The sequence below is a fragment of the Streptomyces sp. NPDC022552 genome (assembly GCF_055561875.1).
The window spans coordinates 95,077-118,238 of the sequence record NZ_JBVHGJ010000005.1 but is presented as its reverse complement, the minus strand read 5'-3'; the positions used below and the strand labels follow the sequence as shown (position 1 = coordinate 118,238).

Genomic DNA, 23,162 nt, shown 5'->3' with positions numbered 1-23,162 from the left:
CCCGGCGCTCTGCCCGGTTCTAGCGGGGCCCGAGCCTGGTCTCCGGGTCCTCGCACCATCGGAGGACCGACGGCCACTCCCCGTACCCGGAGTCCGGGGTGAGGTGCTCACCGCCCGGGATCACGTCCATGTCGAGGCCGAGCGGTGTGCCGTAGGGGACGTCGGCGCCCTCGGGGCAGTAGGGGTCCCCCGCGGCGTAGACGAGCCGCGCCGGCGCCTTGAGCCGTACGGAGTCGAGGTCGAGTCCCGCGGCGAACGCGGCGATCTCCGGGATCGAGGCCGTCACGGCGGGGGAGGGCGGGGCGACGAGCAGGACCCGGTCGACGTCGGGCGAGGCGGCGTGCAGCCAGAGGAGGACGGAGAGGCTGTGCGCGATCACGACGAACTCGCCCTCGGCGGGAGGGTGGAGCTGCGCGCGCAGCGCCGCCACCCAGTCCTCCAGTACGGGCGCGTCCGGCTCGGGCAGCTGCGGATAGCGCACCTCGTGCCCGCGCTCGGCGAGCTGTCCCGCGAGCCAGTGGTGCCAGTGGCCCGGCGGGCGGTGGTTCTGGAAGCCGTGAAGAAGGAGGAAGGTCGCCATGGGCGTGATGGTGCGCCGCGGCCGAGGTCCGGGTCCAGATCGTTTCAGTGTGCGGACGGGCCGGCCGGCGGCGGAGCCGTGGGTGCGGAGGGCGGACCGGACCGCACCCACGGCCGGGGATCAGGCGCCGACGTACTCGCGCAGATGGCGTGCCGTCAGCGTCTCGCCCTTCTCGACCAGCTCGGACGGCGTGCCCTCGAAGACGATCCGGCCGCCGTCGTGGCCCGCGCCCGGACCGAGGTCGATCAGCCAGTCGGCGTGGGCCATGACCGCCTGGTGGTGCTCGATGACCACGACCGTGTTGCCCGCCTCGACGAGCCGGTCCAGGAGGGCCAGGAGCTGGTCGACGTCGGCCAGGTGGAGGCCGGTGGTCGGCTCGTCGAGGACGTACGTCGCGCCCTTCTCCGCCATGTGGATCGCCAGCTTCAGACGCTGGCGCTCACCGCCCGACAGGGTGTTGAGGGGCTGGCCGAGGCGGAGGTAGCCGAGGCCGACGTCCTTCAGGCGGCCGAGGATCGTGCGGGCCTGGCCCTTCGCCGTGAAGAAGTCGTAGGCCTCCTCGATCGACATCGACAGGACCTCGTGGATGTTCTTGCCGTCGAGGGTGTACGCGAGCACCTCGGCGGTGAAGCGCTTCCCTTCGCACTCCTCGCAGACCGAGGCGACGCCCGCCATCATCGCGAGGTCCGTGTAGACGAGCCCGAGTCCGTTGCACTTCGGGCAGGCGCCCTCCGAATTGGCGCTGAAGAGCGCAGCCTTGACGCCGTTGGCCTTGGCGAAGGCGGTACGGATGGGGTTCAGCAGACCTGTGTACGTGGCCGGGTTCGAGCGGCGCGAGCCGCGGATCGGGGACTGGTCGGCGACGACGACCCCCTCGCGGCCCGGCAGGTTCCCGTGGATCAGGGACGACTTGCCGGAGCCGGCGACGCCCGTGACGACGGTCAGGACACCGGTCGGGATCTCGACGCTCACGTTCCGCAGGTTGTGCTGGTCCGCGCCCGTGATGGAGAGCGAGCCCGTGCGCGGCCGTACCTCGGGGCGGAGCTTCGCCCGGTGGGAGAGGTGCTCGCCGGTCAGCGTCCCGGAGGCACGCAGGCCCGGCACGTCGCCGGAGTAGCAGATCTCGCCGCCGTTGGAACCGGCGCGCGGGCCGAGGTCGACGACGTGGTCGGCGATCTCGATGACCTCCGGCTTGTGCTCGACGACGAGGACGGTGTTGCCCTTGTCGCGCAGCCGCAGCAGCAGGTCGTTCATGCGCCGGATGTCGTGCGGGTGCAGTCCGATGGTCGGCTCGTCGAAGACGTACGTGACGTCGGTCAGGGAGGAGCCGAGGTGGCGCACCATCTTCACGCGCTGGGCCTCGCCGCCCGAGAGCGTGCCGGAGGCCCGGTCCAGGCTCAGATAGCCGAGCCCGATCTCGACGAGCGAGTCGAGCAGTTCGCGCAGACCGGCGAGGAGCGGCGCGACGGAAGGGTCCTCGATCCGGCGCACGAACGCGGCGAGGTCGCTGATCTGCATCGCCGAGCACTCGGCGATGTTCACGCCGTCGATGCGGGAGGACAGCGCGGCCCGGGTGAGGCGGGTGCCGTCGCACTCGGGGCAGGTGCGGAAGACGACGGCCCGGTCCACGAAGGCGCGGATGTGGGCCTGCATCGCGTCCCGGTCCTTGACGAGGACGGTCCGCTGGAGCTTCACCACCAAGCCCTCGTAGGTGAAGTTGTTGCTGCCGACCTTCACCTTGCAGGACGGCTTGTGGAGGAAGTCCTCCCACTCCTGCTCGGTGAAGTCCGCCAGCTTCTTGTCGGGGTCGTAGAAGCCGGAGTGGGCCATGACCTGCCACATCCAGGAGTCGACGGCGTACCCGGGAACGGTGATGGCGCCCTCGTTGAGGGACTTGGTCCGGTCGACGAGCTCGTCGACGTCGATGTCGGAGATCTGGCCGACGCCCTCGCAGCGGGGGCACATGCCCTCGGGGAGGTTGAAGCTGAAGGCGCCCGAGGTGCCGACGTGCGGGGTGCCGAGGCGGCTGAAGACGATCCGCAGCATCGTGTACGCGTCGGTCGCCGTGCCGACCGTGGAGCGGGAGTTGGCGCCCATCCGCTCCTGGTCGACGACGATCGCGGCGCTGAGGTTGTGCAGTCCGTCCACGTCCGGCCGGCCGAGGGCCGGCATGAAGGACTGGAGGAAGGCGCTGTAGGTCTCGTTGATCAGGCGCTGCGACTCGGCGGCGATGGTGCCGAAGACGAGCGAGGACTTGCCGGAGCCGGAGACGCCGGTGAAGACGGTGAGACGGCGCTTGGGGAGGTCGACGTCGACGTTCCTGAGGTTGTTCTCGCGGGCCCCGCGGACCTGGATGACGTGGTGGTTGTCCGCTGCGGCGGGGGTGGTCATGGCTGCGCCCTCCGATGGTGGTCCCAGTACCGGAGCCACGTTACTCTATACAGCGTACAAAGTAATGGAAATATGGTTTGACCTGCGACGACGGGTCGAGAATGGATGACATGGCGAAGGAGCGGAGCAGCGGCGCGGGGGATCCGGCGCGGACCCTCGAACTGCTGTGGCGGGACGGTGCCACGCCGCTCCCGGAGGGCCGGCGCGGCCCTCGGCAGGGGCTGACCGTCGACGCGGTCGTGGAGGCGGCGATCGGTCTGGCCGACGAGGGCGGCCTGGACGCGCTCACCATGCGCGCGGTCGCGCAGCGCCTCGGCGTGACGCCGATGACGCTCTACACGTACGTCCCCGGCAAGGCCGAGCTGCTCGACCTGATGCTGGACCTGGTCTTCCAGCGGATGCCCCGGGCCCCCTTCGTACCGGAGGAGTCCTGGCGGGAGCGGGTGACGTCGGTCGCCGACGAGAACCGCGCCCTGTATCTGGGCCACCCCTGGCTGGCGGAGCTGCGGGTCCACCGGCCGCCGCTCGGCCCGGGGGTGATGACGAAGTACGAGCACGAACTCGGCGCCTTCGAGGGGCTCGGGCTCGACGACGTGGCCATGGACTCGGCGCTGACGCACCTGCTCGGGTTCGTGCAGTCCGCCGCCCGTACGGAGCTGGACGCGCGGGCCGTGGACCGGGAGAGCGCGATGTCCGACCACGAGTGGTGGGACGCCCACGCGCCGCTGCTGGCCCGGATGTTCGACGCGGAACGGTTCCCGCTGGCGTCGCGGGTGGGGGAGGCGGCGGCCGTCGCGTACCAGGGCATGTACAGCCCCGAGCACGCCTACGCCTTCGGTCTGGCGCGCGTCCTCGACGGGCTCGCGGCGCTCATCCCCCCAGGTTCAGCAGCTCGTCCACCCCGGCCTTGAGCTCCTCGGCGGAGAGCGCGCGCTCGACGGTGAGGTGGTGCATCAGGCTCGGCGAGAACGGGGCGAGCAGCAGATGCGCGAGGAGTGCGGGCTGGGCCTGGGCCTGGGGCCGGAGCCGGGTGAGCAGCATCGTGACGTGGGTGTGCATGGCGAGGTACGCGCCGCTGGTGAAGGTCGCGCTGGGGGCGGCGGCCTGGGCGGCGAGCAGGAGCTCGCGCTGCTCGATGACCCGGTCGACGAGGGCGTCGAAGAAGGCGTGCAGCCGCTCGTCGTCGGGGGCGCCGGGGCCGAGCGGCGCCGGGCCGCTCATGTACGCCTCCTGGAACTGGCGCTCCCGGTCGTCGAGGAGCGCCCACAGGAGCGTGGCGACATCGCCGAAGCGGCGGTAGACGGTGCCGACGCCGATGCCGCTGGCGTGGGCGACCTGGTTCATGGTGACGGCCTCGGGCCCCACCTCGGCGACGATCCGGGCGGCGGCGTCGAGGATCTTGCGCCGGTTCCGCGCGGCATCGGCCCGCTCGGGCACGCCCGGCCCCCCGGCGCCGGGAAGCAGGGTGAGGGCGGGGGGTATGGCGACGAGGGGCCGGGCCCCGGCGCCGACCGCGGACGCGGACCTCGCCTCGGCCGTCGGAGGCGTGGGGGTCTCCGGGGATGCCGGGGTCTCCGGGGTCGCCCGGGTCTTCTGCGGCGAGGGGGTCTCCGGGGTCGCCCCGGACCTCCGGGGCGCCGGGTTCACCGGTGCGGCACCGGCGTCGTGGGCGTCGGTCGCCCGGGGGTCCTTCGCGCTCACCATCTCCGCCTCCACCTGCCAGTCGCTCCGATCGATCCCTTTCGGTCGGCCGCCCTTGCCCCGAGCATAACGGAGCGCTATCCGGTTCTCGCGGGGTTCTCCTTGCAAAGTGGATGACTATCCGTTTACGCTCGGAGAGCAGTTGAAGCGGAAGTGAATCCGGTTAAGGGGTACGTCATGTCCGTCAAGGTCGCTGTCATCTACTACTCGTCCACCGGCAGCGTGCACCAGCTCGCCCAGGCCGTCGCCGAAGGTGCCGAGAAGGCCGGCGCGGAGGTCCGGCTGCGGCGCGTGACCGAGCTCGCCCCCGACGCCGCCATCGACGGCAACCCGGCGTGGCGCGCGCATGTGGACGCCACCGGTGATGTGGAGATCGCCACGCTCGACGACCTGGAGTGGGCCGACGCGTACGCACTGGGTTCGCCGACGCGGTACGGCAACATCGCCGCACAGCTGAAGCAGTTCATCGACACGACCGGCGGCCTGTGGTCGAGCGGCGCCTTCGTGGACAAGCCCGCGACCGCCTTCACCAGCGCCCACAACGTGCACGGCGGCAACGAGTTGACGCTGCTGGCGCTCTACAACACCTTCCACCACTGGGGCTCGGTCATCGTCTCCCCCGGCTACACGGACGCGTCCGTCTACGCCGCGGGCGGCAACCCCTACGGCACCTCGCACCCCGCCGCGAACGGCGCCCCGGACGAGAACACCCTCCAGGCCGCCCGCTACCAGGGCGCCCGCCTCACGAAGATCGCCAAGCGCCTGAAGGGCCTGGCGACGGACTGACCGCCGTCCGACCGCACCACGCACACGTGCCCCCCGGGGACCCCACCCCTGGGGCACGCCCGCGTTCAGGTCGGGTCGGGGCCCAGGCGGGCGGCCTTCGTATTGAGGTAGTGGCGTTCCGGGAGGCTGAGGGTGAGGCGGGCCGCCTCCTCGTAGGCGGCGCGGGCGGCTTCGGGCGCGCCGGTGCGTTCCAGGAGGTGGGCGCGGACCGCCCAGAGGCGGTGGTGGTCCTTCAGGCGGGGTTCCAGGGCGGTCAGTTCGGTGAGGCCCGCCTCCGGGCCGCGCGCCATCGCGACGGCGACCACGCGGCCGAGTTCCGCCATCGGGTCGGGCCAGTCGGCGACCAGGACGTCGTACAGCGCGAGGATCTGCGGCCAGTCCGTGTCCTCGGGCGCGCGCGCCTCGTCGTGGAGCGCGGAGATCGCCGCCTGGAGCTGGTACGGCCCCGGCGGGCCCTCGGTCAGGGCCTCCTCCACCAGCGCCGTGCCCTCGGCGATCGCGGCCCGGTCCCAGCGGGTGCGTTCCTGCTCGTCGAGCGGGATCAGCTCGCCGTGCGGGCCGGTGCGGGCGGCGCTGCGGGCCTCCGTGAGCAGCATCAGGGCGAGGAGCCCGGTCACCGTGGCCTCGCGGGGGAGCAGCCTGCGGACGGCCCGGGTCAGCCGGATCGCCTCCTGAGCCAGGTCGGCCCGGTGGAGGGCCGCGCCGGAGGTGGCGGTGTAGCCCTCGTTGAAGATCAGGTACAGCACCTGGAGCACCGTGGCCAGGCGCGCGTCCCGGTCGTCGGGGCCGGGCGGATGGAAGGGGTGGTCGCGCAGCCTCGCCTTCGCCCGGCTGATCCGCTGCGCGATCGTCGCCTCCGGTACGAGATGGGCCCGCGCGATCTCCGCCGTGGTCAGGCCGCCGACCGCGCGCAGCGTCAGCGCGACCCGGGCGGCCGGCGCGAGCGCCGGGTCGCAGCAGAGGAAGAGCAGCGTCAGGGTGTCGTCGTCGGACGGCGCCGCCCGGGTCTCGCGGGGTTCCAGGCGCGCCGCGGTCTCCTCCCGCCGGGCCCTCGCCTCGTCCGCCCGCAGCTGGTCCGTGAGCCGCCGCGACGCGACGCGGATGAGCCAGCCGCGCGGATTCGCCGGTGTCCCCGACTCGGGCCACTGCCGGGCCGCGGCCAGCAGGGCCTCCTGCACGGCGTCCTCGGCGGCGTCGAAGTGCCCGTACCGGCGTACGAGCGCGCCGAGGACCTGCGGCGCGTGCCGGCGCAGCAGGTCCTCGACGGTCTCCTCCCTGTCCACGCTCAGCCGGCGAGAAACTCGGACTCGGACCGCTCGTCGATCTGGCGGATCACCACCGGGTACTCCGGCGCCCCCTCGGGCTGCGGGCACCGGGCGACGCGCGCCGCGATCTCCGTGACCCGCTCCAGGCTCGCGCAGTCGAGCACCCAGTAGCCGGCGAGCAGCTCCTTCGTCTCGCTGTACGGCCCGTCGGTGATCACCGGCTGCCCGGCCTTGTCCACGGACACGAACCGGGTCCTGGCCGGCTCGACGAGTCCCTGCGCGTCGACCAGCTCGCCCGACTCCGCGAGGTCGTTGTTGATCGACCCCATGTGCTCGAACATCGCCTTCATGTCCTGCTCGCTCCACGCGGGGCCCTGCCCGGAGCTCTTGCCGCTCATCGTGTCGTAGTCGGCCTGGGACCCCTGCACCATGACGAGGTACTTCATGACGTTCTCCTTCGGTGGTGGCTTCACCCGTTCCCGGATGCCTTCACAGGGGACGTCGGAGCCGCGTGCCGATTCTCGACACCTCGCCGGGAGCCGGAGGGGTTTTCCTCGGGATTCCACCCGGGGGAACCAGAGCACGACACGAGGAGCGGCGCCCGGCACAGGTGCCGGGCGCCGAGCAGGGCGTGGGCGACCGCGTCAGAGCACGTGGTCGTAGCGCGCGCCGTCGTTCACGAGGACCCGCGAGCCCGCCCGCGGGCTCCCCCGGACGGCTGGCCGCGAGCTCCCCGGACGGCTGGGCCACGAGCCCGCCCGTCGGCCCGCCCGCGAGTCCCCGGACGGCTAGGCCGCGAGCTCCCGCTCCAGCGGCGTGCGGAAACGGGGCGTCACCCGTACATCCCCGAGCCAGCCGCGCAGCCGCGCCGCCTCCGCCTCGACGGCCGCCCTCGCCTCCGCGCCGCCCACCTCGCTCAGGAAGCGGATCGCGATCTCCCCGTCCGGACGCTGCGCCCAGCCGCCCACGACACGGCCGTCCCACCACACCGTCGGGCCGATGTTGCCGCTGCGGTCGAAGAGCGCGGCCTTGTGCGCGGGATCGGTGTACCAGTCGCGGTACTGCCAGCCCATCGCCGTCGGGTCCAGGGCCGGGAGCAGCGCCGCCCACGGCTCGGCATCGGCCGGTACGGGGTCGAGGTCGTCGGGCAGGACAAGGCCGGTGCCCTCCGCCACCTCCACCGGTTCCGCGCCGATCGCCGCGAGCGCCTTGCGGACGTCGGTGACCTTCCACCCCGTCCACCACTTCAGGTCCGCCTCCGTCGCGGGACCGCAGGCCGCCAGCCACCGCCGTACGAGTTCGGCGTGGGCGTCCTCGTCGCTCGGATCGGGCTGCCGGGGCGTCGGCGCCCAGCGGAACTGGCTGGAGGTCCACGCCCCCAGCGGGCGCCCGCGCGCGATCCGGCCCTCCATGCCGAGGACCCGCAGCAGTCGGCTGGAGAGCGACTGGGGCCCTTCCTGCCGGGTGCCGACCCCGTACAGGTACTGCGCGCGCAGCCGAGGCACGGCCCGGCCAAGCTCGGCCCCGGTGGCCTCGCCCCGTACCGTCAGCTCGGCCAGGACCTGCCGCTCGGTCTCGGTGAGCCAGGCCTCGTCGTACTCGCTGCCCTTGCGCAGGTCCTTCAGCAGCATCGTGCGCTCGCGGGCGGCGACATCGCGGGTCGTCGAGGCGTGGACGGCTGGGACGAGGGCGGTCGGGAAGACGAAGAGCGTGTGCCGCATGCCGTGCATCCGGGTCATTGTCCGGTCCTCGTACAGGGCCCGCTCGAGCCCGGCCACCGGGCCCACGGCACCCTGCTCCCCGGCCAGCCGCGCCGCCACGGCGAGGAACACGCTCGCCGGGTCGGTCGCGTGCAGGGCCACGAGGGACCCGGCGACCTCCTCCGCGCTCGACGCCCGCGCGGACCGGGCCAGCCGGTGGCGTACGGCGAGGCGGGCCCGGCGCTCGTCGGCGTCGATACGGCGGCGTGTGTGCGTCCCCATACGGGCAAGCATGGACCAGGGGCGGGTCGGGGGCGGGCTTTGGGAGGACGGACGCAGAGCGGGGGGTGGGGTTTAGGAGGACGGGCGCCGAGCCGGGGGCGCCGGCCCGGGAGCCGTAAGCCCGCCGAGCCGTCCCGCCCCGCCGTCACCGGGCCGAGCCGTGACCCCGCCGTACGCCCTCGTCAGCCCGCCGCGCGTTCCGTCACCGGACGCCGCCGCAGCGACGCGTCCGTCAGGACCTCCGGGCGCCAGGCGCCGTCCGCCTGGTAGAGGTTCGTCCCCGGCGGGACGATCTCGTCGATCCGGTCGAGGACCCCGTCGTCGAGCACGAGCGAGGCGCCCTTCAGCAGCCCCTCCAGCTGCTCCCCCGTCCGGGGCCCGATGATCACGGACGTCACCGCCGGGTGCGCGGTCACGAACGCGAGGGCCAGCTCGGGCAGCGAGCAGCCGATCTCCTCGGCCAGGGCGATCAGTTGCTCGACGGCGTCGTACTTGGCGGCGTTGCCCGGCAGCTCCGGGTCGAAGCGGTGCGGGGTGAGCGCGGGACGGCCGCCGGTCAGGTCGACCGGCCGGTCCTTGCGGTACTTCCCGGTGAGGAACCCGGACGCCAGCGGGCTCCAGGTCAGCACGCCCATCCCGTACCGCTGCGCCACCGGCAGCACCGACGCCTCCACGCCCCGCGCGAGCAGCGAGTACGGCGGCTGCTCGGTGCGGAAGCGGCGCAGGCCGCGCCGCTCGGCGACGGCGTGCGACTCGACGATCTCCTCGGCGGGGAAGGTGGAGCAGCCGAACGCCCGGATCTTGCCCTGGGCCTGGAGGTCGCCGAGGACGGAGAGCGTCTCCTCTATGTCCGTACGATGGTCGGGCCGGTGGAGCTGGTAGAGGTCGATCCAGTCGGTGCCGAGCCGCGTCAGACTGTCCTCGACCGCGCGGGTGAGCCAGCGCCGGGAGAGGCCGCCGCGGGCCGGCCCGTCGCCCATCGGGAAGTACCCCTTGGTGGCGAGGACGGTCTCCGCACGGCGGCGCGGGTCCCGCAGCGCCTTGCCGACGATCTCCTCGGACTCGCCGGCCGAGTACATGTCGGCGGTGTCCACGAAGTTGATGCCCTGGTCGAGCGCGGCGTGGATGGCCCGTACGGAGTCCGCGTGGTCGGGATTGCCGACGGCGCCGAACATCATCGTGCCGAGGCAGTACGTGCTGACTTCGATCCCGGTACCGCCGAGTACGCGATAACGCATGCTTCACATCTCCCCGTTGGGCCTTCGGCCGCTCTCGCACGCGGCCGCTTCGCGCGACGCACTCTAGGAGTTGGAGTGGGCTCCAGCGCAAGGGTCGATTCCGCCCCGAGCCGGCGACGGCCCGCCCGGGAGTTCCAGGCCGCCGAGGCCGCCGAGGCCGCCCAGGAATCCCATGAGCAGCCCGTGGAGTGCGTCGGGGCGCTCCAGATGCACGTCGTGCCCCGTGCCCGGGACACTCGCGGCCCACAGATCGGGGCGTCCCCGGACCATGCCGTCGAACTCGTCCGCGGTGATGATCCCGTTCTGGGCGACGACCGCGAGCTTCGGGCAGTCGATCGCCGCCCACTCCTCCCACCAGGCCCGGGTGGGGTTCTCGGCGAGCGAGCGCACCATGATCTCGGGGTCGAACCGGGGCAACAGCCCGCCGCCGTCCCGTTCCTCCAGGCCGGCCGCCCATCCTTCCCCGACGGGCCCGCCGCCCAGGAAGCGCTCGGCCGCCTCCCGCGAGGGGAAGGGCACCGGCCAGGACTTCAGCCACGCGCCGATCTCGTCGGCGACGCCCGGCTCCGCCTGCGCGGGGCCGGCCTCGACGAGGACCACGCCGCTCAGCAGGCCGGGGTGGGCGGCGGCGGTGAGCATGGCGGTGTGCCCGCCGAGCGACTGCCCGACCAGCAAGGGCCGTTCCAGGCCCAGTTCCTCGATCACGGCGACGGTGTCGGCGACGTACGCGGCCCGCGAGGTGTCCTGCGGGAGGCGCTCGCTGTGGCCGTGCCCGCGCTGGTCGACGGCGACGACGCGGTGGCCCTCGGCCCGGAGCCGTACGGCGGTCGCGTCCCACTCTCCGGCGTGCCCGGCGAGCCCGTGCAGCAGGACGACGGCGGGCTCGGACCCGCCGCCACCGCCACCCCGGTCCCGGCAGGAGAGCCGTACACCGTCGCGTATGACGACACGCTCGGACCAGGACCCGGTCATACGAGTTCCTCCGATGGGGAGAGCAGAGCGTCCGCGACCGAGGTGCGGGCGTAGAGGACGGAGCGGCCGCTGCGGTGCGCGGTGACGAGGCCGGCACCGCGCAGCGCGGTGAGGTGCTGGGAGACGGCGGCGGCGGACAGGCCGCAGTGGGCTGCGAGTTGGGTGGTGGAGGCCGGGGTGTCGAGTTCGCTGAGGAGCAGGGTCCGGGAGCGGCCGAGTACGGCGGCGACGGCATCGGCCGCGGCTGACGTACGCGGGGCCCAGAGGTTACCGATGCCCCGCGCGGGATAGGCGAGTTGGGGCGGTTCGGGCGCCACCGCACGGGTCAGGACGCGGGGCCAGGCGAACGCCGAGGGGACGAGCAGCAGCCCGGAGCCGGCCTGGTCGCGGGTCAGTGCGCAGTGGCGGCGGACCAGGTGCAGGGTGCCGTCGTCCCACCGTACGGTCTCGTGCAGTTCGCTCAGGACGCGCGCCGAGCCGTGTTCGGCGACCTGCCGGGCGCGGTGGAAGACATCGGCTTCGAGGAGCTGGCGGACGCGGGCCCAGTAGGGGGCGAGGGCGAGTTCCCAGTACGCCTCGATCTCGGCGACGACCTTCTCCAGGGCCTCCTCGGGGGCCTCGTACAGCAGCCGCAGCCGGGGCGAGGGCCGGTGCCCGGCTCCCGGTTCCTTGCTGTGGAGGATGTCCAGGTCCCTGCGCACCTGGGCGGGCGTGGAGGCGCGGATGGCGTCGAGTTCGGCGGTGAGGGTGGGGAAGGGGGTGGCGGGGGTCGGGTTGAGGAAGTCGGCGAGATAGCCGTGGCCGGGGATCAGCTCGGCGAGCCAGCCTCGGTCGAGCCCGGCACCGCTGACCCGGGGCCGTACCTGCGCGGCCCAACGGCGATGCAGGGGCGGGTCGTTGGGGTCCCTGAGCAGTCGAAAGCTGGTGACGACCTCCCACATGGGGGAGACGGCGAACCGGGTCTGCGCCAGATCGGCGGCCGAGAAGCTGAGCCCGGATTCCATGAGGCCCCCTGGTGTCCCGTCTGATGGATTCGGCCTGAGCTTAATCAATGGATGGGGGAGGTGTCCCGGGCGCATGGTCCTCGCATGCTCTCCTCCTTCCGCGGGCTTCCGCCCACCGTGTGGACCCTCTTCGCCGGTACGGTCATCAACCGGCTCGGCTTCATGGTCACGCCCTTCCTCGTCTTCTTCCTCGCCGCGCGCGATGTCACGGGGCCCGAGACGACGTACGTCCTCGGCGCCCTGGGCGCGGGCAACCTCCTCGGCCCGGCGGTTGGCGGCGTCCTCGCCGACCGCGTGGGCCGCCGCCCGACGATGCTGCTCGGTCTCGTCGGCTCGGCGGCGGCGCAGGGCGCGCTGTTCGTGGCGCCGGGCGTGTGGACGATGGCGGTCGCGGCGCTGCTGATCAGCGCGATGGGCGCGCTGGTGGGCCCGGCGGCGTACGCGCTCATGGCGGACGCGGTCGACGCGGAGCGCAGGCAGCGCGCGTACGCCCTGTTCGGCTGGGGCGTGAACATCGGTACGGCGGTGGCGGGCGTCCTGGGCGGTTTCCTGGCGGCGCGGGGCTACTGGCTGCTGTTCGCGGTGGACGCGGGGACGATGCTGATCTACGCGGCGGTGGTGGCGACGCGCGTGAGGGACCCACACCGTAAGAAGGCGGCAGCCGTCGCCGGGGACGGCATCGGCTACGGAGTGGTCCTGAGGGACCGCCTGGCCCTGGCGCTGCTCCCGCTCTTCGGGATCCAGCTCTTCGTCTACTCCCTGACGGAGGTGGCGCTGCCGCTGGCCGTCCAGGACAGCGGTCTGTCGCCGGCGGTGTACGGGGCGATGGCGGCGGTCAACGCGATCCTGGTGGTCGCGCTCCAGCCCTTCGTCACGGCGAGGCTGGCCCGCCTCCCCCAGCTGCGGGTCCAGTGCGCGGGCAGCGTCCTGATCGCGGTGGGCGTGGCGCTGACGGGCCTGGCGGACGGGATCGTGGGCTTCACGGTGTCGGTGGTCGTCTGGTCCCTGGGCGAGGTCGTGGTCGCGGGCATCGCGGCGACGGTCGTCGCCAACCTGGCCCCGCCCCACGCCCGCGGCCGCTACCAGGGCGCCTTCAGCTGGACCTGGGGCATGGCCCGCTTCACGGCCCTCACCCTGGGCGTCACGCTCTACACGGGCCTGGGCCCGTCGACCCTCTGGTGGACGGCCCTGGCGGGAGGCCTGGCAGCGGCGGCGGCGACGCTGGCCCTGACGGCCCGAGTGGAGACGCGCACGGCGCACGCGCTGGCGGCGTGAGGGGGCGGCCCTGGTGGGTCAGTCGCGCCGGATGTGCTCGGGATCGACGTGGCGCTGCACGAGCGGCAAGGAGGCGACGGCGGCGGCGATCAGCACGCCGAGGCAGCAGACGAGCAACAACGGCAAACCACTCCAGTCCCAGTGAACGGCCCCACCCCCGGTGATCAGATAACTCGACTCGGCAAGCCACCCGGTGACCACGGCCGCCCCAAGCCCCAGGGCAAGCGGCAGCACGACCTGAGCACACTGCACCACCCGCAGAGTCGCAGCCCGCGCCCCGAGCAGGGCGAGCGCGGCAACCTGCCCCCGCCGCTCCATGGCCCGATCGGCAACGGACACGACGAAGGCGGCGACGCTGATGACGAGGCCGAGGACCATACCGGCGGCTAGGAGGCTGCGGATTACGGTGAGTTGGGCGAGGGAGGTGATGACGATGCCGACGGGTTGGATTTCGGCGGTGGGGGCGATAGCGCCCAGTGCGTCGAGGGTGGCTCGGACCGTCTGGGGCTCAGAATCAGTAGCGAGAACGAGCTGGCCGTCTGCCGGAAGTGTGCCGGCCGGGAGTAGCGAGGGCGGGATGAGCACGTCTGCGGCGCTCAGGTCGTACGACTCGTAGGCGCGCACGGTCAGCAGTTTCTGAGGGACGTCAAACGTGAACTGCTGGCCGTTGTCCAGAAGGATGGGGAACCTCTTCCCCGGCTTGGCATCCTCAGACACCGGATTGGCGGGGCGTCGGATGCGGACGATCTTCCCGTCGACGCAGCCATGGGACGACTTGCTGAAGGCCATGAGGTGCGCGCAGGTTGCGACGGTCACGTCGATGGTCGTGTTGCTGGTCCCGTTAGCGTCGTACCAGGTCGGAGCACTGATGCCATGTGCCCTGATCCCCTTTACCTTGGTCATGCTCTCCCGCTGTTGAGGGGTCAGTTCGCTGATTCCGACCCTGTACTCCTGGACGGGCGAGGTGTTGCGGCTGACCTGGCTGAGTTCTACGAGGACGCCCTGGGTGAGGGCCGTGGCGTAGATGAGCAACACCAGTCCGGTGACGACGCGAAGGGAGGCGCCGGGCTCAACCTCGGCGCGGCGCATCGCGAGCGCCAGTGGTAGAGATCGTGTGGTGCCTGCCAACCGACGGGCGAGCCACGCCGTGATCGGTGGCAGGCCGAAGACCAGCCCGGCTCCGGTCAGCAGCACCGCGGCGGGGACAAGGATCGTGCTGGCGGAGCCGCCGGACGGATCTCTCCCCAGCGCGCTGAGGACGCAGTATCCGCCGATGACGCCGAGCCCCGGAACAAGCAGCAGCGTCCCGTATGCGTTGGGCGGTTTGTGCCCTGCAGTACGGCGGACGTTGAGTGGGGTCAGTGCGGCTGCGCGGGCGCTGCGTTGGCCGACGAACCAGGCGAGGGCCGGGCAGAGGATCAGGCACACGGCGTATGTGCTGGTCTCGGGGCGGCCGTCGGCGGGGTACCAATGGAGACCGGGCAGGCCGATTTTTGCCATGATCTCGTTCACGACGAGGTACCCGCCGACGCCGAGCAGCGCCCCCAGGAACGCTGCAGCCACGGTTTCGCCCGCGCTGATCCGCAACGTGTCCTTGACGCTCAGTCCGACGAGCCGTAGCGCTGCAAGTCTGCGGGCGCGAGACTCGGCCGAGAGCCGGGCGCACACCGAGAGGAACACGGCGAGTGGGAGCAGTACCACGCAGGCCAGGGTGAATCGCAGAATGTCGAGGGTGGATTCTTCGACAACCTCGGCGACGGGGTAGCGAGCGCCGAAGTGGTCGACGCGCCGGACGCCGTCTTTCGGCATTTGGGCATGGGTTGTACCGATGTAGGCGTAAAGCTCGTCGGGGCCGGTGAGCCCCTGCGGCCCAATCGTGCCGGTTACCTTGCCGGGCAGGAGTCCAGCCACTCCAGGGGCCTCGGCCAGAATCTCGCGCAGCTGCGGCGAGACAATGACTTCGCCAGCGGTGGGCAGCTGGTCGATGCCAGGAGGAACCGGCGCTCGGCCGGACAGCGAACGGGCGACGAACACCCGGCGGAGCGGCTGGGATCCGTACGCGTCCTTGCGGCTGAATGCGATCGTGTCGGTGGTCGACCATCCACCATTCAGCTCGTACTCCGCTCGTGGCTCACGGGCGGCTGATCTGGCGTCGTGGGCGGCGAGGATCGCCGGAATGGTGAGAACGGCGGCGAGGCAGGCCACGCCGAGTGAGCAGCCGAACGTCATCAGCAGAAACCGGGCCCGGCCCCTGCGTCCGCCACGCCACACCAGCAGCATGCCGAGCAGGAAAGGGTTCACTTCAGGATCCCGTCGGTCATCGTGTACCGGCTGTCCGCGTGCTCGGCCACCGTCGCGTCGTGCGTGACGATGACGACAGCCGTGCCCTGGTCCCGTGCGAGCCGCAGGAACTCATCCAGTACGGCAGAGGCGTTGATGCTGTCGAGCGCGCCGGTCGGCTCGTCGGCGAACACCACGTCGGGCCGGTGGACGAGAGCCCGGGCGACGGCGACCCGCTGGCTCTGACCGCCGGAGAGCTGGGAGGTCCTGCGTTGCAGCAGCTCGGTCATTCCGAGCCGCCCGAGGAACTCCCCGGCGGCCGCGTGCGCGGGCGCTTTGCGCTGGCCGGAGAGCCGCAGCGGCAGGGCGGTGTTTTCCTCGACCGTCAGCTCGGGCAGCAACTCCCCGTACTGGAAGACGAATCCGAACCGCTCCCGCCGTAGCGTGCTCAGATCGTCGTCGGAGAGCGTAGACAAGGCGACTCCGTCGAAAGAGACGGAACCGCTCGTCGGTGCCAACACCCCGGCCAGGCAGTACAGCAGCGACGACTTCCCTGAACCGCTGCTTCCCATGATGGTCGCCACCTCCCCACGCCTGAGAGAGAAGGCCGCGCCGTCGACGGCCTTCTGCGTTCCGTAGAAGAGATCCACGCTGTCGGCGTGGAGAATGGCGTCCATCGTGGTGCGAACTCCCTTGCTGTGGAGGCCGCCCGTCCGCGGCCTCCGGAACGTCGTACGTGTGACTACCGCTGCCTCGGGCGCTCGCGGTGCACGGTGTCTGAACAGTTGTCCGGGCGCAGGGATCCGCGGTCACGGCAGGCACGGATCCACGCCTCGCTCGTGACCTGGGCGGCGCCGTCGTAGATGACCTTCTTCAGCGTGACGGTCTTCCTCTGCGCTCCGTAGAGGCGGCTCCAGTCGTACCCCTCGACCTTCGACTCCACGTAGACGTTGTGACCGTCATTGTCTTCGTCGTCCGTGAGCTTCACGTCGAAGTGGAATCCGCCGTGGTTCTGTCCCCTGGGCTCCCACTTGTACTTGCCAACGGCGACCACGCCTCGGTCGTCCATACGCGGAAGGCTCTGCCATCCGTCCGCCACAGCAACCCCCGCCCCACCCAAGAACAACCCCGCCGCAACCGCCGCCGTCATCAACTTGCGCACGTTTCCTCCAGCTTGAGAGCGCCCCGCTCGGGCATTGCGGAAAGTGTTGCAGCGATTACGGAGAGCATCACTCGGCGTAACGTCTCTGCCGCTCCGAACCCCTCGATCCGGTGACATCACCACACGAGTCCGACCATCGACCCCGGCCTGCCGCCGCCCCGAAACGCCGAAGCCCCGGCCGGTTTCCCGGGCGGAGCCCTCCGTGCGCTTCCTGACCAGCCGGGGTCAGCCGACGAGCTCCGACTTGGCGTCCACGGCGCCGTCCACGCTCCCGCCCACGGCGCCCGACTCCGCCTCCGGCACCTCCGGCACCTCCGGCACCTGCGTCGCCTCCGGCGTCCCCGCCTTCCCGTCCCGCATCGCCACCGCCGCCAGGACGCCGATCGCGCTGATCGTGAACGTCGCCGACATCGACGTCATGAACGCCTCCCGCGCCGCGTTCGCCAGGGCGCCGTTCTCGCCCGCTGTCGCCAGCGCGCCGCCGATCGAGTGCTTCGCCTGCTCCGGGGCGTCCGCCGGCCCCTCCGTGGCGAAGCGGCTCGACAGGAGCGAGCCGAGGATCGCGATGCCGAGCGCCGTGCCGGCGTGCTGGATCGTGTCGTTCAGGGCCGAGCCGACGCCCGCCTTCTCCGCCGGGATCGTGCTCATCAGCGCGCCGACCGCCGCCGGCATCGCGAGGCCGGCGCCGAGGCCGAGCAGGCCGAGTGCGCCAAGCGGGCTGCGGCCGACCACGACCACCTGGCCGAGGAGTACGAGGCGTCCCTGGCGCTCGATCCGGTCGAGATCCGCGACACGAAGTTCACGTACGGGCTGGAGGTGGTCCTGGACGGCCTGGCGCGCAGTGATCCCGGCCCCACGCCTCCCCCGATGATCGAGACCGCTCCCGCACCGCCCGCCCCGTAGGAGTGATCATCGGTGTGGCGGCGTGAGCCGGCGCGGCTCGGCGCTCAAGGATGCGCGCATGCGCATTCCCACATCCCTGCCCCGCCGCGCCCTCGTCCCGTTCGTGGCCGCCGTCGCGTTGCTGACCACGGCCGCCTCCTCCGTCGCCGCGGAGGAGGCCTGCGGTTCGATCATCACGGCGCCGCTCGCCCGCCCCGTCGCGGCCGACGACCCCTGTCCCAGCACCGACCCCGTCGTCTGCCGGATCCGCGTCCTGCCGATGGACGAGAAGGTGGAGGCCCAGCGGACGCGGATGCAGTACCACGAGCTCCTGGAGGACATGCACCGTACGGAGGCCAACATGCGTGAAGCGGGAGCCTCGGACGAGGAGATCGCCCGCGAACTGGTCGACATGCGCAACCAGGCCAAGGCGATCACCCGCGCGGGCATGACCCCGGAGGAGGTCCGCGTCCTGGAGGCCCGGAACATCGCCAAGTACGGCAACCCCCTCGGCCCCACGGCGGACCAGCTCTACGCCAAGTACGGCACCTGGCAGCAGGTCATCGACGCGTCGATGCGCACCAGTTACGCCGTCGACCGCGAACTGAGCCTCGAGTACCGCCCCTGCCCCGTGTAGGACCCGTCGGCGGTGTCGTGTACGCCCCACCTGGCCGGGGTCCCGAGCAGCCCCCTCAGCGGACCACGGCCAGGTCGGGGACCGAGGGATGTTCGAGCGGGGTGAGATAGGGCAGGTCGTGCAGGGGCTGGTCGGTGAAGAAGCGGGCGATGAGGTCGGACATCTCCCGCGGCCGTTCGAGCAGGATCAGGTGGTCGGCCTCGCGGATCTGCGTGAAGGTGCTGCCGGAGATCGTGGCCGCCACTGCGCGGCCGAGGTCGGGCAGGGTGAGCGAGTCGTGTTCGCCGGTGAAGCACAAGGCCGGCACGCCCTCGATGCCGCCCGGCCGCAGCCCTCCCCAGTCGATGACGCGACGCGTCGACGCGATGTGCCGGGGGATGTCGGCCGCGGCAACCGAACGCATGTCCCGGGACAGGAGCCGGGTGGCGACCGCGCGGTTGCGGACGGCCCGGTCGGCGGGTGACAGCAACGCCGCGATGCTCATGCGTGCGTAGACCTCGGTGTCGCCGGCTTCCAGTCCCTGCACCATGGCCCGTAGCGCACGCAGTCCGGCGGCCGGGTAGATCGGGGCAGCGCCCGCCAATGCCATGCGGGCCACCCGCTCGGGGCGCTCCTGGGCCAGGCCGTAGACGGCCGGTACACCGTAGGACGCCCCGAAGATGTTGACCCGGTCCAGTCCCAGGCGGTCCAGGAGATCGGGCCAGGGCGCAGGACAGGAAGTCGAAACCGTAGGAGCCGGGCAGTTCGTCGGCGGCGCCCGACCCCGGCAGGTCGACGCTGATCACGGTCGCGGCCGCGGCCCAGGTGCCCTCCAGTCGACGGTAGGAGTGCATGTCCTGGAACGCGCCGCCGACCACCACCACAGGCTGGGTGACGGGGGCGGGGTTCTCGACGACACGGCAGGTGTAGGTGAATCCGCCCCAGACGAAGCGATGCACCTGATCAACGTTCATGATCAATCAACAGGGTCTGCTTCGCAGAGGTCACGCCATGATCGTCGACTGGTGGAACGCGTCCGTGGCGTCGACCCCTGAGGGGCCGATGACGGCTCAGGCGCGCGGGACCGCCCGCGCACAGGCCCGCTGTGGACAGGCAAGCATCAAGCGCAACGAGGTCCGCAAACGTCGAAGGCCCCACCGCGAGCGGTGGGGCCTTCGACATCGTGCCCGGTGAGGCACTGGCGGAGGATACGAGATTCGAACTCGTGAGGGGTTGCCCCCAACACGCTTTCCAAGCGTGCGCCCTAGGCCACTAGGCGAATCCTCCGCCGCAAACAATACAAGACGCTGAGGGGTGCTCGCGAACGTGATCCAGAAGAGGTTCCCGCGGCCGGGATCGGGGGACCGCGGGACCTCCGGGATCGGGTACCCTTGGCGGAGCCCCTCACGTGGCGCTATCTGACTGAACTCCCCCAGGGCCGGAAGGCAGCAAGGGTAGGTCGGCTCTGGCGGGTGCGTGAGGGGCGCTTGCGTTCCCGGGTTGTCGGTGGGCGCCTATAACCTCGTATACGTGTCGTCTCTCGCGCTGTACCGCCGCTACCGCCCCGAGTCCTTCGCCGAGGTCATCGGGCAGGAGCATGTCACCGACCCGTTGCAGCAGGCCCTGCGGAACAACCGGGTCAATCACGCGTACCTGTTCAGCGGGCCCCGCGGCTGCGGCAAGACGACCAGTGCGCGGATCCTCGCGCGCTGTCTGAACTGTGAGCAGGGTCCCACTCCCACGCCCTGCGGGGAGTGCCAGTCCTGCCGTGACCTGGCGCGGAACGGGCCGGGATCGATCGACGTCATCGAGATCGACGCAGCCTCCCACGGTGGTGTGGACGACGCCCGTGACCTGCGGGAGAAGGCCTTCTTCGGCCCCGCCTCCAGCCGGTACAAGATCTACATCATCGACGAGGCGCACATGGTCACCTCGGCGGGCTTCAACGCCCTGCTGAAGGTGGTCGAGGAGCCGCCGGAGCACCTCAAGTTCATCTTCGCCACCACCGAGCCGGAGAAGGTGATCGGGACGATCCGGTCCCGTACGCACCACTACCCGTTCCGGCTCGTGCCGCCCGGCACCCTGCGGGAGTACCTGGGCGAGGTCTGCGGGCGCGAGGGCATCCCCGTCGCGGACGGTGTGCTGCCGCTCGTCGTCCGCGCCGGTGCCGGATCCGTGCGTGACTCGATGTCCGTGATGGACCAGCTGCTCGCCGGCGCCGCCGACGACGGTGTGACGTACGCCATGGCGACCTCTCTTCTCGGCTACACGGACGGGTCCCTGCTCGACTCGGTCGTGGACGCCTTCGCCGCCGGTGACGGCGCGGCGGCCTTCGAGGTCGTGGACCGCGTCATCGAGGGCGGCAACGACCCCCGCCGCTTCGTCGCCGACCTCCTGGAGCGGCTGCGCGACCTGGTGATCCTCGCCGCCGTGCCGGACGCCGCCGAGAAGGGGCTCATCGACGCTCCCGTGGACGTCGTGGAGCGGATGCAGGCGCAGGCGTCCGTGTTCGGCGCCGCCGAGCTGAGCCGTGCGGCCGACCTGGTCAACACCGGACTGACCGAGATGCGCGGGGCCACCTCGCCCCGGCTCCAGCTGGAGCTGATCTGCGCGCGCGTGCTGCTGCCCGCCGCCTTCGACGACGAGCGGTCGCTCCAGGCCCGGATCGACCGGCTCGAGCGCGGCGCCGCCGCCGCGCCCCCCGCCGTCTTCACAGCCGGTTCGCCCGCGCCCGCCATGGGGTACGTCCCCGGGCCCGACGCCCATACGCCGATGGCCCCGCCCCCGCCCGCCCCGGTCCAGCAGGCCCCCGCCCCGCAGGCCCCGGCGCCCACGCCCGTACAGCCGCAGCCCGCACCCGTGCAGCCCGCACAGCCGCAGCCGGCCGCGGAAGGACCCAGGCCCGGTGCCTGGCCCGGAGCCGCGCCCCCCGCCGCGCCCGCGCCCGGAGCCTGGCCGGGTGCCTCGACTCCGGCGCCGCAGGCCCCCGCGCCGCAGGCCGCGCCGGTAGCCGCGGCCGCACCCGCCCCCACGGGCGACATGGCCCAAGGCGCCGCCCAGGTGCGGAACATGTGGCCGTCGATCCTCGACGCGGTCAAGAACAAGCGCCGCTTCACCTGGATCCTGCTCAGCCAGAACGCCCAGGTGGCCGGGTTCGACGGAACCACCGTCCAGCTCGGCTTCCTCAACGCCGGTGCCCGCGACAACTTCGCGAGCAGCGGCAGCGAGGACGTCCTGCGCCAGGTTCTTTCCGACCAGTTCAACGTGCAGTGGAAGATCGAGGCGATCATCGACCCCTCGGGCGGTGCCACCCCGCCGCCCGCCGCGACCGGCTTCGGCGGCGGACGCCCGGCCCAGGCCTCCGCCCCGCAACAGCAGTGGTCTTCCCCACAGCAGACCCAGCAGAACCATCAGGCCCAGTCGGCGCACCAGCCCCCGCAGGCGCCCCCCGCTCCGCCGGCCCAGCAGGCGTCCGCGTCCGGCGCCGCAGCCCGGAACCAGCCGCAGGCCGCGCCGCCCGTCCATCACGCGCCGGCGCCCGTCGCGCCCGAGGACGACGTGCCGGAGGAGGACGATCCGGACCTCGTCGACTCCGCCCTCTCCGGCCACGACCTGATCGTGCGGGAGCTCGGAGCCACCGTTGTGGAGGAATACACGAACGAGTAGGGACGTCTCGCTCGGTGGCCCGCACAAGGGGCATCCCGCCGCGCGGGCTACCCTGGCTGGCGTGAAGGTCCTCGTCATCGGCGGCGGCGCCCGCGAACACGCCCTGTGCCGCTCTCTCTCCCTCGATCCCGACGTCACCGCTCTGCACTGCGCGCCCGGCAACGCCGGAATCGCGGAGGTCGCCGAGCTGCACCCCGTCGACCAGCTGGACGGCGACGCCGTCGCGCGGCTCGCCGTCGACCTCCAGGCCGGCCTGGTCGTCGTCGGCCCGGAGGCCCCGCTCGTCGCGGGTGTCGCCGACGCCGTCCGCGCGGCCGGCATCTACTGCTTCGGCCCGTCCGAGCAGGCGGCGCAGCTGGAGGGCTCCAAGGCGTTCGCCAAGGACGTCATGGCCGGGGCCAACGTCCCGACCGCCCGCAGCTACGTCTGCACCACCGCGGAGGAGATCGACGAGGCGCTCGACGCCTTCGGCGCTCCGTACGTGGTGAAGGACGACGGCCTCGCGGCCGGCAAGGGCGTCGTGGTCACCTCCGACCTCGCCGAGGCCCGCGCCCACGCGCTCGCCTGTGTGTCACAGCGTCGCGAAGCGACTCGTTCCGGGGCGGTGGCGGGCGACGGGCGGGCGGTCATCGAGGAGTTCCTGGACGGCCCCGAGGTCTCCCTCTTCGCGATCACCGACGGCGTCACCGTCCTCCCGCTCACCCCGGCGCAGGACTTCAAGCGCGCGCTAGACGGGGACGAGGGCCCGAACACCGGTGGCATGGGCGCGTACTCCCCGCTGCCGTGGGCCGACCCCAAGCTGGTCGACGAGGTCATGGACACCGTCCTCCAGCCGACGGTCGACGAGCTGCGCCGCCGCGGCACCCCGTTCCAGGGCCTGCTGTACGCGGGTCTGGCGATCACCAGCCGTGGCGTACGGGTCATCGAGTTCAACGCCCGCTTCGGCGACCCGGAGACCCAGGTCGTCCTGGCCCGGCTGCGGACCCCGCTCGCGAGCGTCCTGCTGAACGCGGCCAACGGCACCCTCGACAACGAGCCGCCGCTGACCTGGCGCGAGGACGCGGCCGTGACCGTGGTCGTCGCCTCGCACAACTACCCGGCGACCCCGCGTACGGGCGACCCGATCGACGGTCTGGACGAGGTCGCGGCGCAGGATGCACCGCACGCGTACGTCCTGCACGCCGGGACGAAGCGGGACGGCGACGCGATCGTGAGCGCCGGCGGCCGCGTCCTGTCGGTCACCGCGACCGGAAAGGACCTGGCGCAGGCCCGCGAGCGGGCGTACAAGGCGGTCGGCCGCATCCGGCTGGACGGCTCGCAGCACCGTACGGACATCGCGCGCAAGGCCGCGGGGGAGTGAAC

Annotated in this window: 20 protein-coding genes, 1 tRNA gene and 1 other RNA gene; 7 read left to right on the top strand and 15 right to left on the bottom strand. The window is 72.1% G+C overall.

The features are described from left to right. Positions 1–19 precede the first annotated feature (19 nt). Entirely contained in the window at positions 20–580 is a 561-nt protein-coding gene (locus tag ACZ3OF_RS16085) for an RBBP9/YdeN family alpha/beta hydrolase (RefSeq protein WP_361670501.1), read from the bottom strand. 120 nt (positions 581–700) lie between these two features. Beyond that, on the bottom strand, positions 701–2,971 hold the full coding sequence (locus tag ACZ3OF_RS16080; protein ID WP_361435651.1) for an excinuclease ABC subunit UvrA: 2,271 nt from the start codon (positions 2,969–2,971) through the stop codon (positions 701–703). Positions 2,972–3,081: 110 nt separating this feature from the next. Between ACZ3OF_RS16080 and ACZ3OF_RS16075 the strand changes: the two genes are divergently transcribed. Next, a complete protein-coding gene (locus tag ACZ3OF_RS16075; protein ID WP_361670506.1) occupies positions 3,082–3,882 on the top strand; it encodes a TetR/AcrR family transcriptional regulator in 801 nt (266 codons plus the stop codon). Here ACZ3OF_RS16075 and ACZ3OF_RS16070 read toward each other — a convergent pair. Continuing rightward, entirely contained in the window at positions 3,842–4,675 is an 834-nt protein-coding gene (locus ACZ3OF_RS16070) for a TetR/AcrR family transcriptional regulator (RefSeq protein WP_467305095.1), read from the bottom strand. The genes ACZ3OF_RS16075 and ACZ3OF_RS16070 overlap by 41 nt on opposite strands. 174 nt (positions 4,676–4,849) lie before the next feature. Between ACZ3OF_RS16070 and wrbA the strand changes: the two genes are divergently transcribed. Continuing rightward, the gene (gene wrbA / locus ACZ3OF_RS16065; RefSeq protein WP_467305093.1) at positions 4,850–5,458 is read left to right on the top strand and encodes an NAD(P)H:quinone oxidoreductase; all 609 of its coding nucleotides are present in this window, start codon (positions 4,850–4,852) and stop codon (positions 5,456–5,458) included. Positions 5,459–5,523: 65 nt separating this feature from the next. Here the strand turns inward: wrbA and ACZ3OF_RS16060 are convergent, their stop codons facing one another. The 6 genes from ACZ3OF_RS16060 to ACZ3OF_RS16035 form a co-directional block, all read right to left on the bottom strand. Further along, positions 5,524–6,741: an RNA polymerase sigma factor gene (locus ACZ3OF_RS16060; protein ID WP_361670514.1), complete on the bottom strand. Its 1,218-nt coding sequence runs from the start codon at positions 6,739–6,741 to the stop codon at positions 5,524–5,526. 2 nt (positions 6,742–6,743) lie between these two features. Beyond that, the gene (locus ACZ3OF_RS16055) at positions 6,744–7,169 is read right to left on the bottom strand and encodes a YciI family protein (protein WP_361670516.1); all 426 of its coding nucleotides are present in this window, start codon (positions 7,167–7,169) and stop codon (positions 6,744–6,746) included. 342 nt (positions 7,170–7,511) lie between these two features. Further along, complete coding sequence (locus ACZ3OF_RS16050) at positions 7,512–8,705, bottom strand: winged helix DNA-binding domain-containing protein (RefSeq protein ID WP_467305090.1); 1,194 nt, start codon at positions 8,703–8,705, stop codon at positions 7,512–7,514. Between the two features lie 182 nt (positions 8,706–8,887). Beyond that, positions 8,888–9,943, bottom strand: coding sequence for an aldo/keto reductase (locus tag ACZ3OF_RS16045; protein WP_467305088.1), 1,056 nt, complete (start codon positions 9,941–9,943; stop codon positions 8,888–8,890). Positions 9,944–10,006: 63 nt separating this feature from the next. Further along, on the bottom strand, positions 10,007–10,915 hold the full coding sequence (locus ACZ3OF_RS16040) for an alpha/beta fold hydrolase (RefSeq protein ID WP_467305086.1): 909 nt from the start codon (positions 10,913–10,915) through the stop codon (positions 10,007–10,009). Further along, positions 10,912–11,919 carry an ArsR/SmtB family transcription factor gene (locus ACZ3OF_RS16035; RefSeq protein WP_361670527.1) on the bottom strand — a complete coding sequence of 336 codons (1,008 nt, stop codon included), beginning with the start codon at positions 11,917–11,919 and terminating at the stop codon, positions 10,912–10,914. The genes ACZ3OF_RS16040 and ACZ3OF_RS16035 overlap by 4 nt, the downstream gene beginning before the upstream one ends. Positions 11,920–12,003: 84 nt before the next feature. On the opposite strand from ACZ3OF_RS16035, the gene ACZ3OF_RS16030 reads away from it, so the two are divergent. Further along, complete coding sequence (locus ACZ3OF_RS16030; RefSeq protein WP_467305083.1) at positions 12,004–13,194, top strand: MFS transporter; 1,191 nt, start codon at positions 12,004–12,006, stop codon at positions 13,192–13,194. An 18-nt stretch (positions 13,195–13,212) separates the two neighbouring features. Here ACZ3OF_RS16030 and ACZ3OF_RS16025 read toward each other — a convergent pair whose 3' ends face one another. The 4 genes from ACZ3OF_RS16025 to ACZ3OF_RS16010 all read right to left on the bottom strand — a co-directional run bounded on the left by ACZ3OF_RS16025 (position 13,213) and on the right by ACZ3OF_RS16010 (position 17,368). Further along, entirely contained in the window at positions 13,213–15,495 is a 2,283-nt protein-coding gene (locus ACZ3OF_RS16025; protein ID WP_467305082.1) for an FtsX-like permease family protein, read from the bottom strand. Then, a complete protein-coding gene (locus ACZ3OF_RS16020; protein ID WP_467305081.1) occupies positions 15,492–16,151 on the bottom strand; it encodes an ABC transporter ATP-binding protein in 660 nt (219 codons plus the stop codon). Before ACZ3OF_RS16020 ends, ACZ3OF_RS16025 begins: the two co-directional genes overlap by 4 nt. 65 nt (positions 16,152–16,216) lie before the next feature. Then, positions 16,217–16,543 carry a hypothetical protein gene (locus ACZ3OF_RS16015; RefSeq protein ID WP_467305079.1) on the bottom strand — a complete coding sequence of 109 codons (327 nt, stop codon included), beginning with the start codon at positions 16,541–16,543 and terminating at the stop codon, positions 16,217–16,219. 318 nt (positions 16,544–16,861) lie between these two features. Next, entirely contained in the window at positions 16,862–17,368 is a 507-nt protein-coding gene (locus tag ACZ3OF_RS16010; protein WP_467305077.1) for a hypothetical protein, read from the bottom strand. A 229-nt stretch (positions 17,369–17,597) separates the two neighbouring features. On the opposite strand from ACZ3OF_RS16010, the gene ACZ3OF_RS16005 reads away from it, so the two are divergent. Then, positions 17,598–18,155, top strand: a complete 558-nt coding sequence (locus ACZ3OF_RS16005; protein WP_361670538.1) for a hypothetical protein — start codon at positions 17,598–17,600, stop codon at positions 18,153–18,155. Between the two features lie 55 nt (positions 18,156–18,210). Here the strand turns inward: ACZ3OF_RS16005 and ACZ3OF_RS16000 are convergent, their stop codons facing one another. Both ACZ3OF_RS16000 and ACZ3OF_RS15995 read right to left on the bottom strand, forming a co-directional pair. Next, a complete protein-coding gene (locus ACZ3OF_RS16000; RefSeq protein WP_467305398.1) occupies positions 18,211–18,837 on the bottom strand; it encodes an alpha/beta fold hydrolase in 627 nt (208 codons plus the stop codon). A gap of 496 nt (positions 18,838–19,333) precedes the next feature. After that, positions 19,334–19,421, bottom strand: a tRNA-Ser gene (locus tag ACZ3OF_RS15995). Between the two features lie 108 nt (positions 19,422–19,529). Here ACZ3OF_RS15995 and ffs point away from each other — a divergent pair. The 3 genes from ffs (at position 19,530) to purD (ending at position 23,160) form a co-directional block, all read left to right on the top strand. Then, positions 19,530–19,628, top strand: an RNA gene (ffs, locus tag ACZ3OF_RS15990) — signal recognition particle sRNA small type. A 36-nt stretch (positions 19,629–19,664) separates the two neighbouring features. After that, complete coding sequence (locus tag ACZ3OF_RS15985) at positions 19,665–21,800, top strand: DNA polymerase III subunit gamma and tau (RefSeq protein ID WP_467305075.1); 2,136 nt, start codon at positions 19,665–19,667, stop codon at positions 21,798–21,800. A 61-nt stretch (positions 21,801–21,861) separates the two neighbouring features. Continuing rightward, a complete protein-coding gene (purD, locus tag ACZ3OF_RS15980) occupies positions 21,862–23,160 on the top strand; it encodes a phosphoribosylamine--glycine ligase (protein ID WP_467305073.1) in 1,299 nt (432 codons plus the stop codon). The last annotated feature ends 2 nt before the right edge of the window (positions 23,161–23,162 follow it).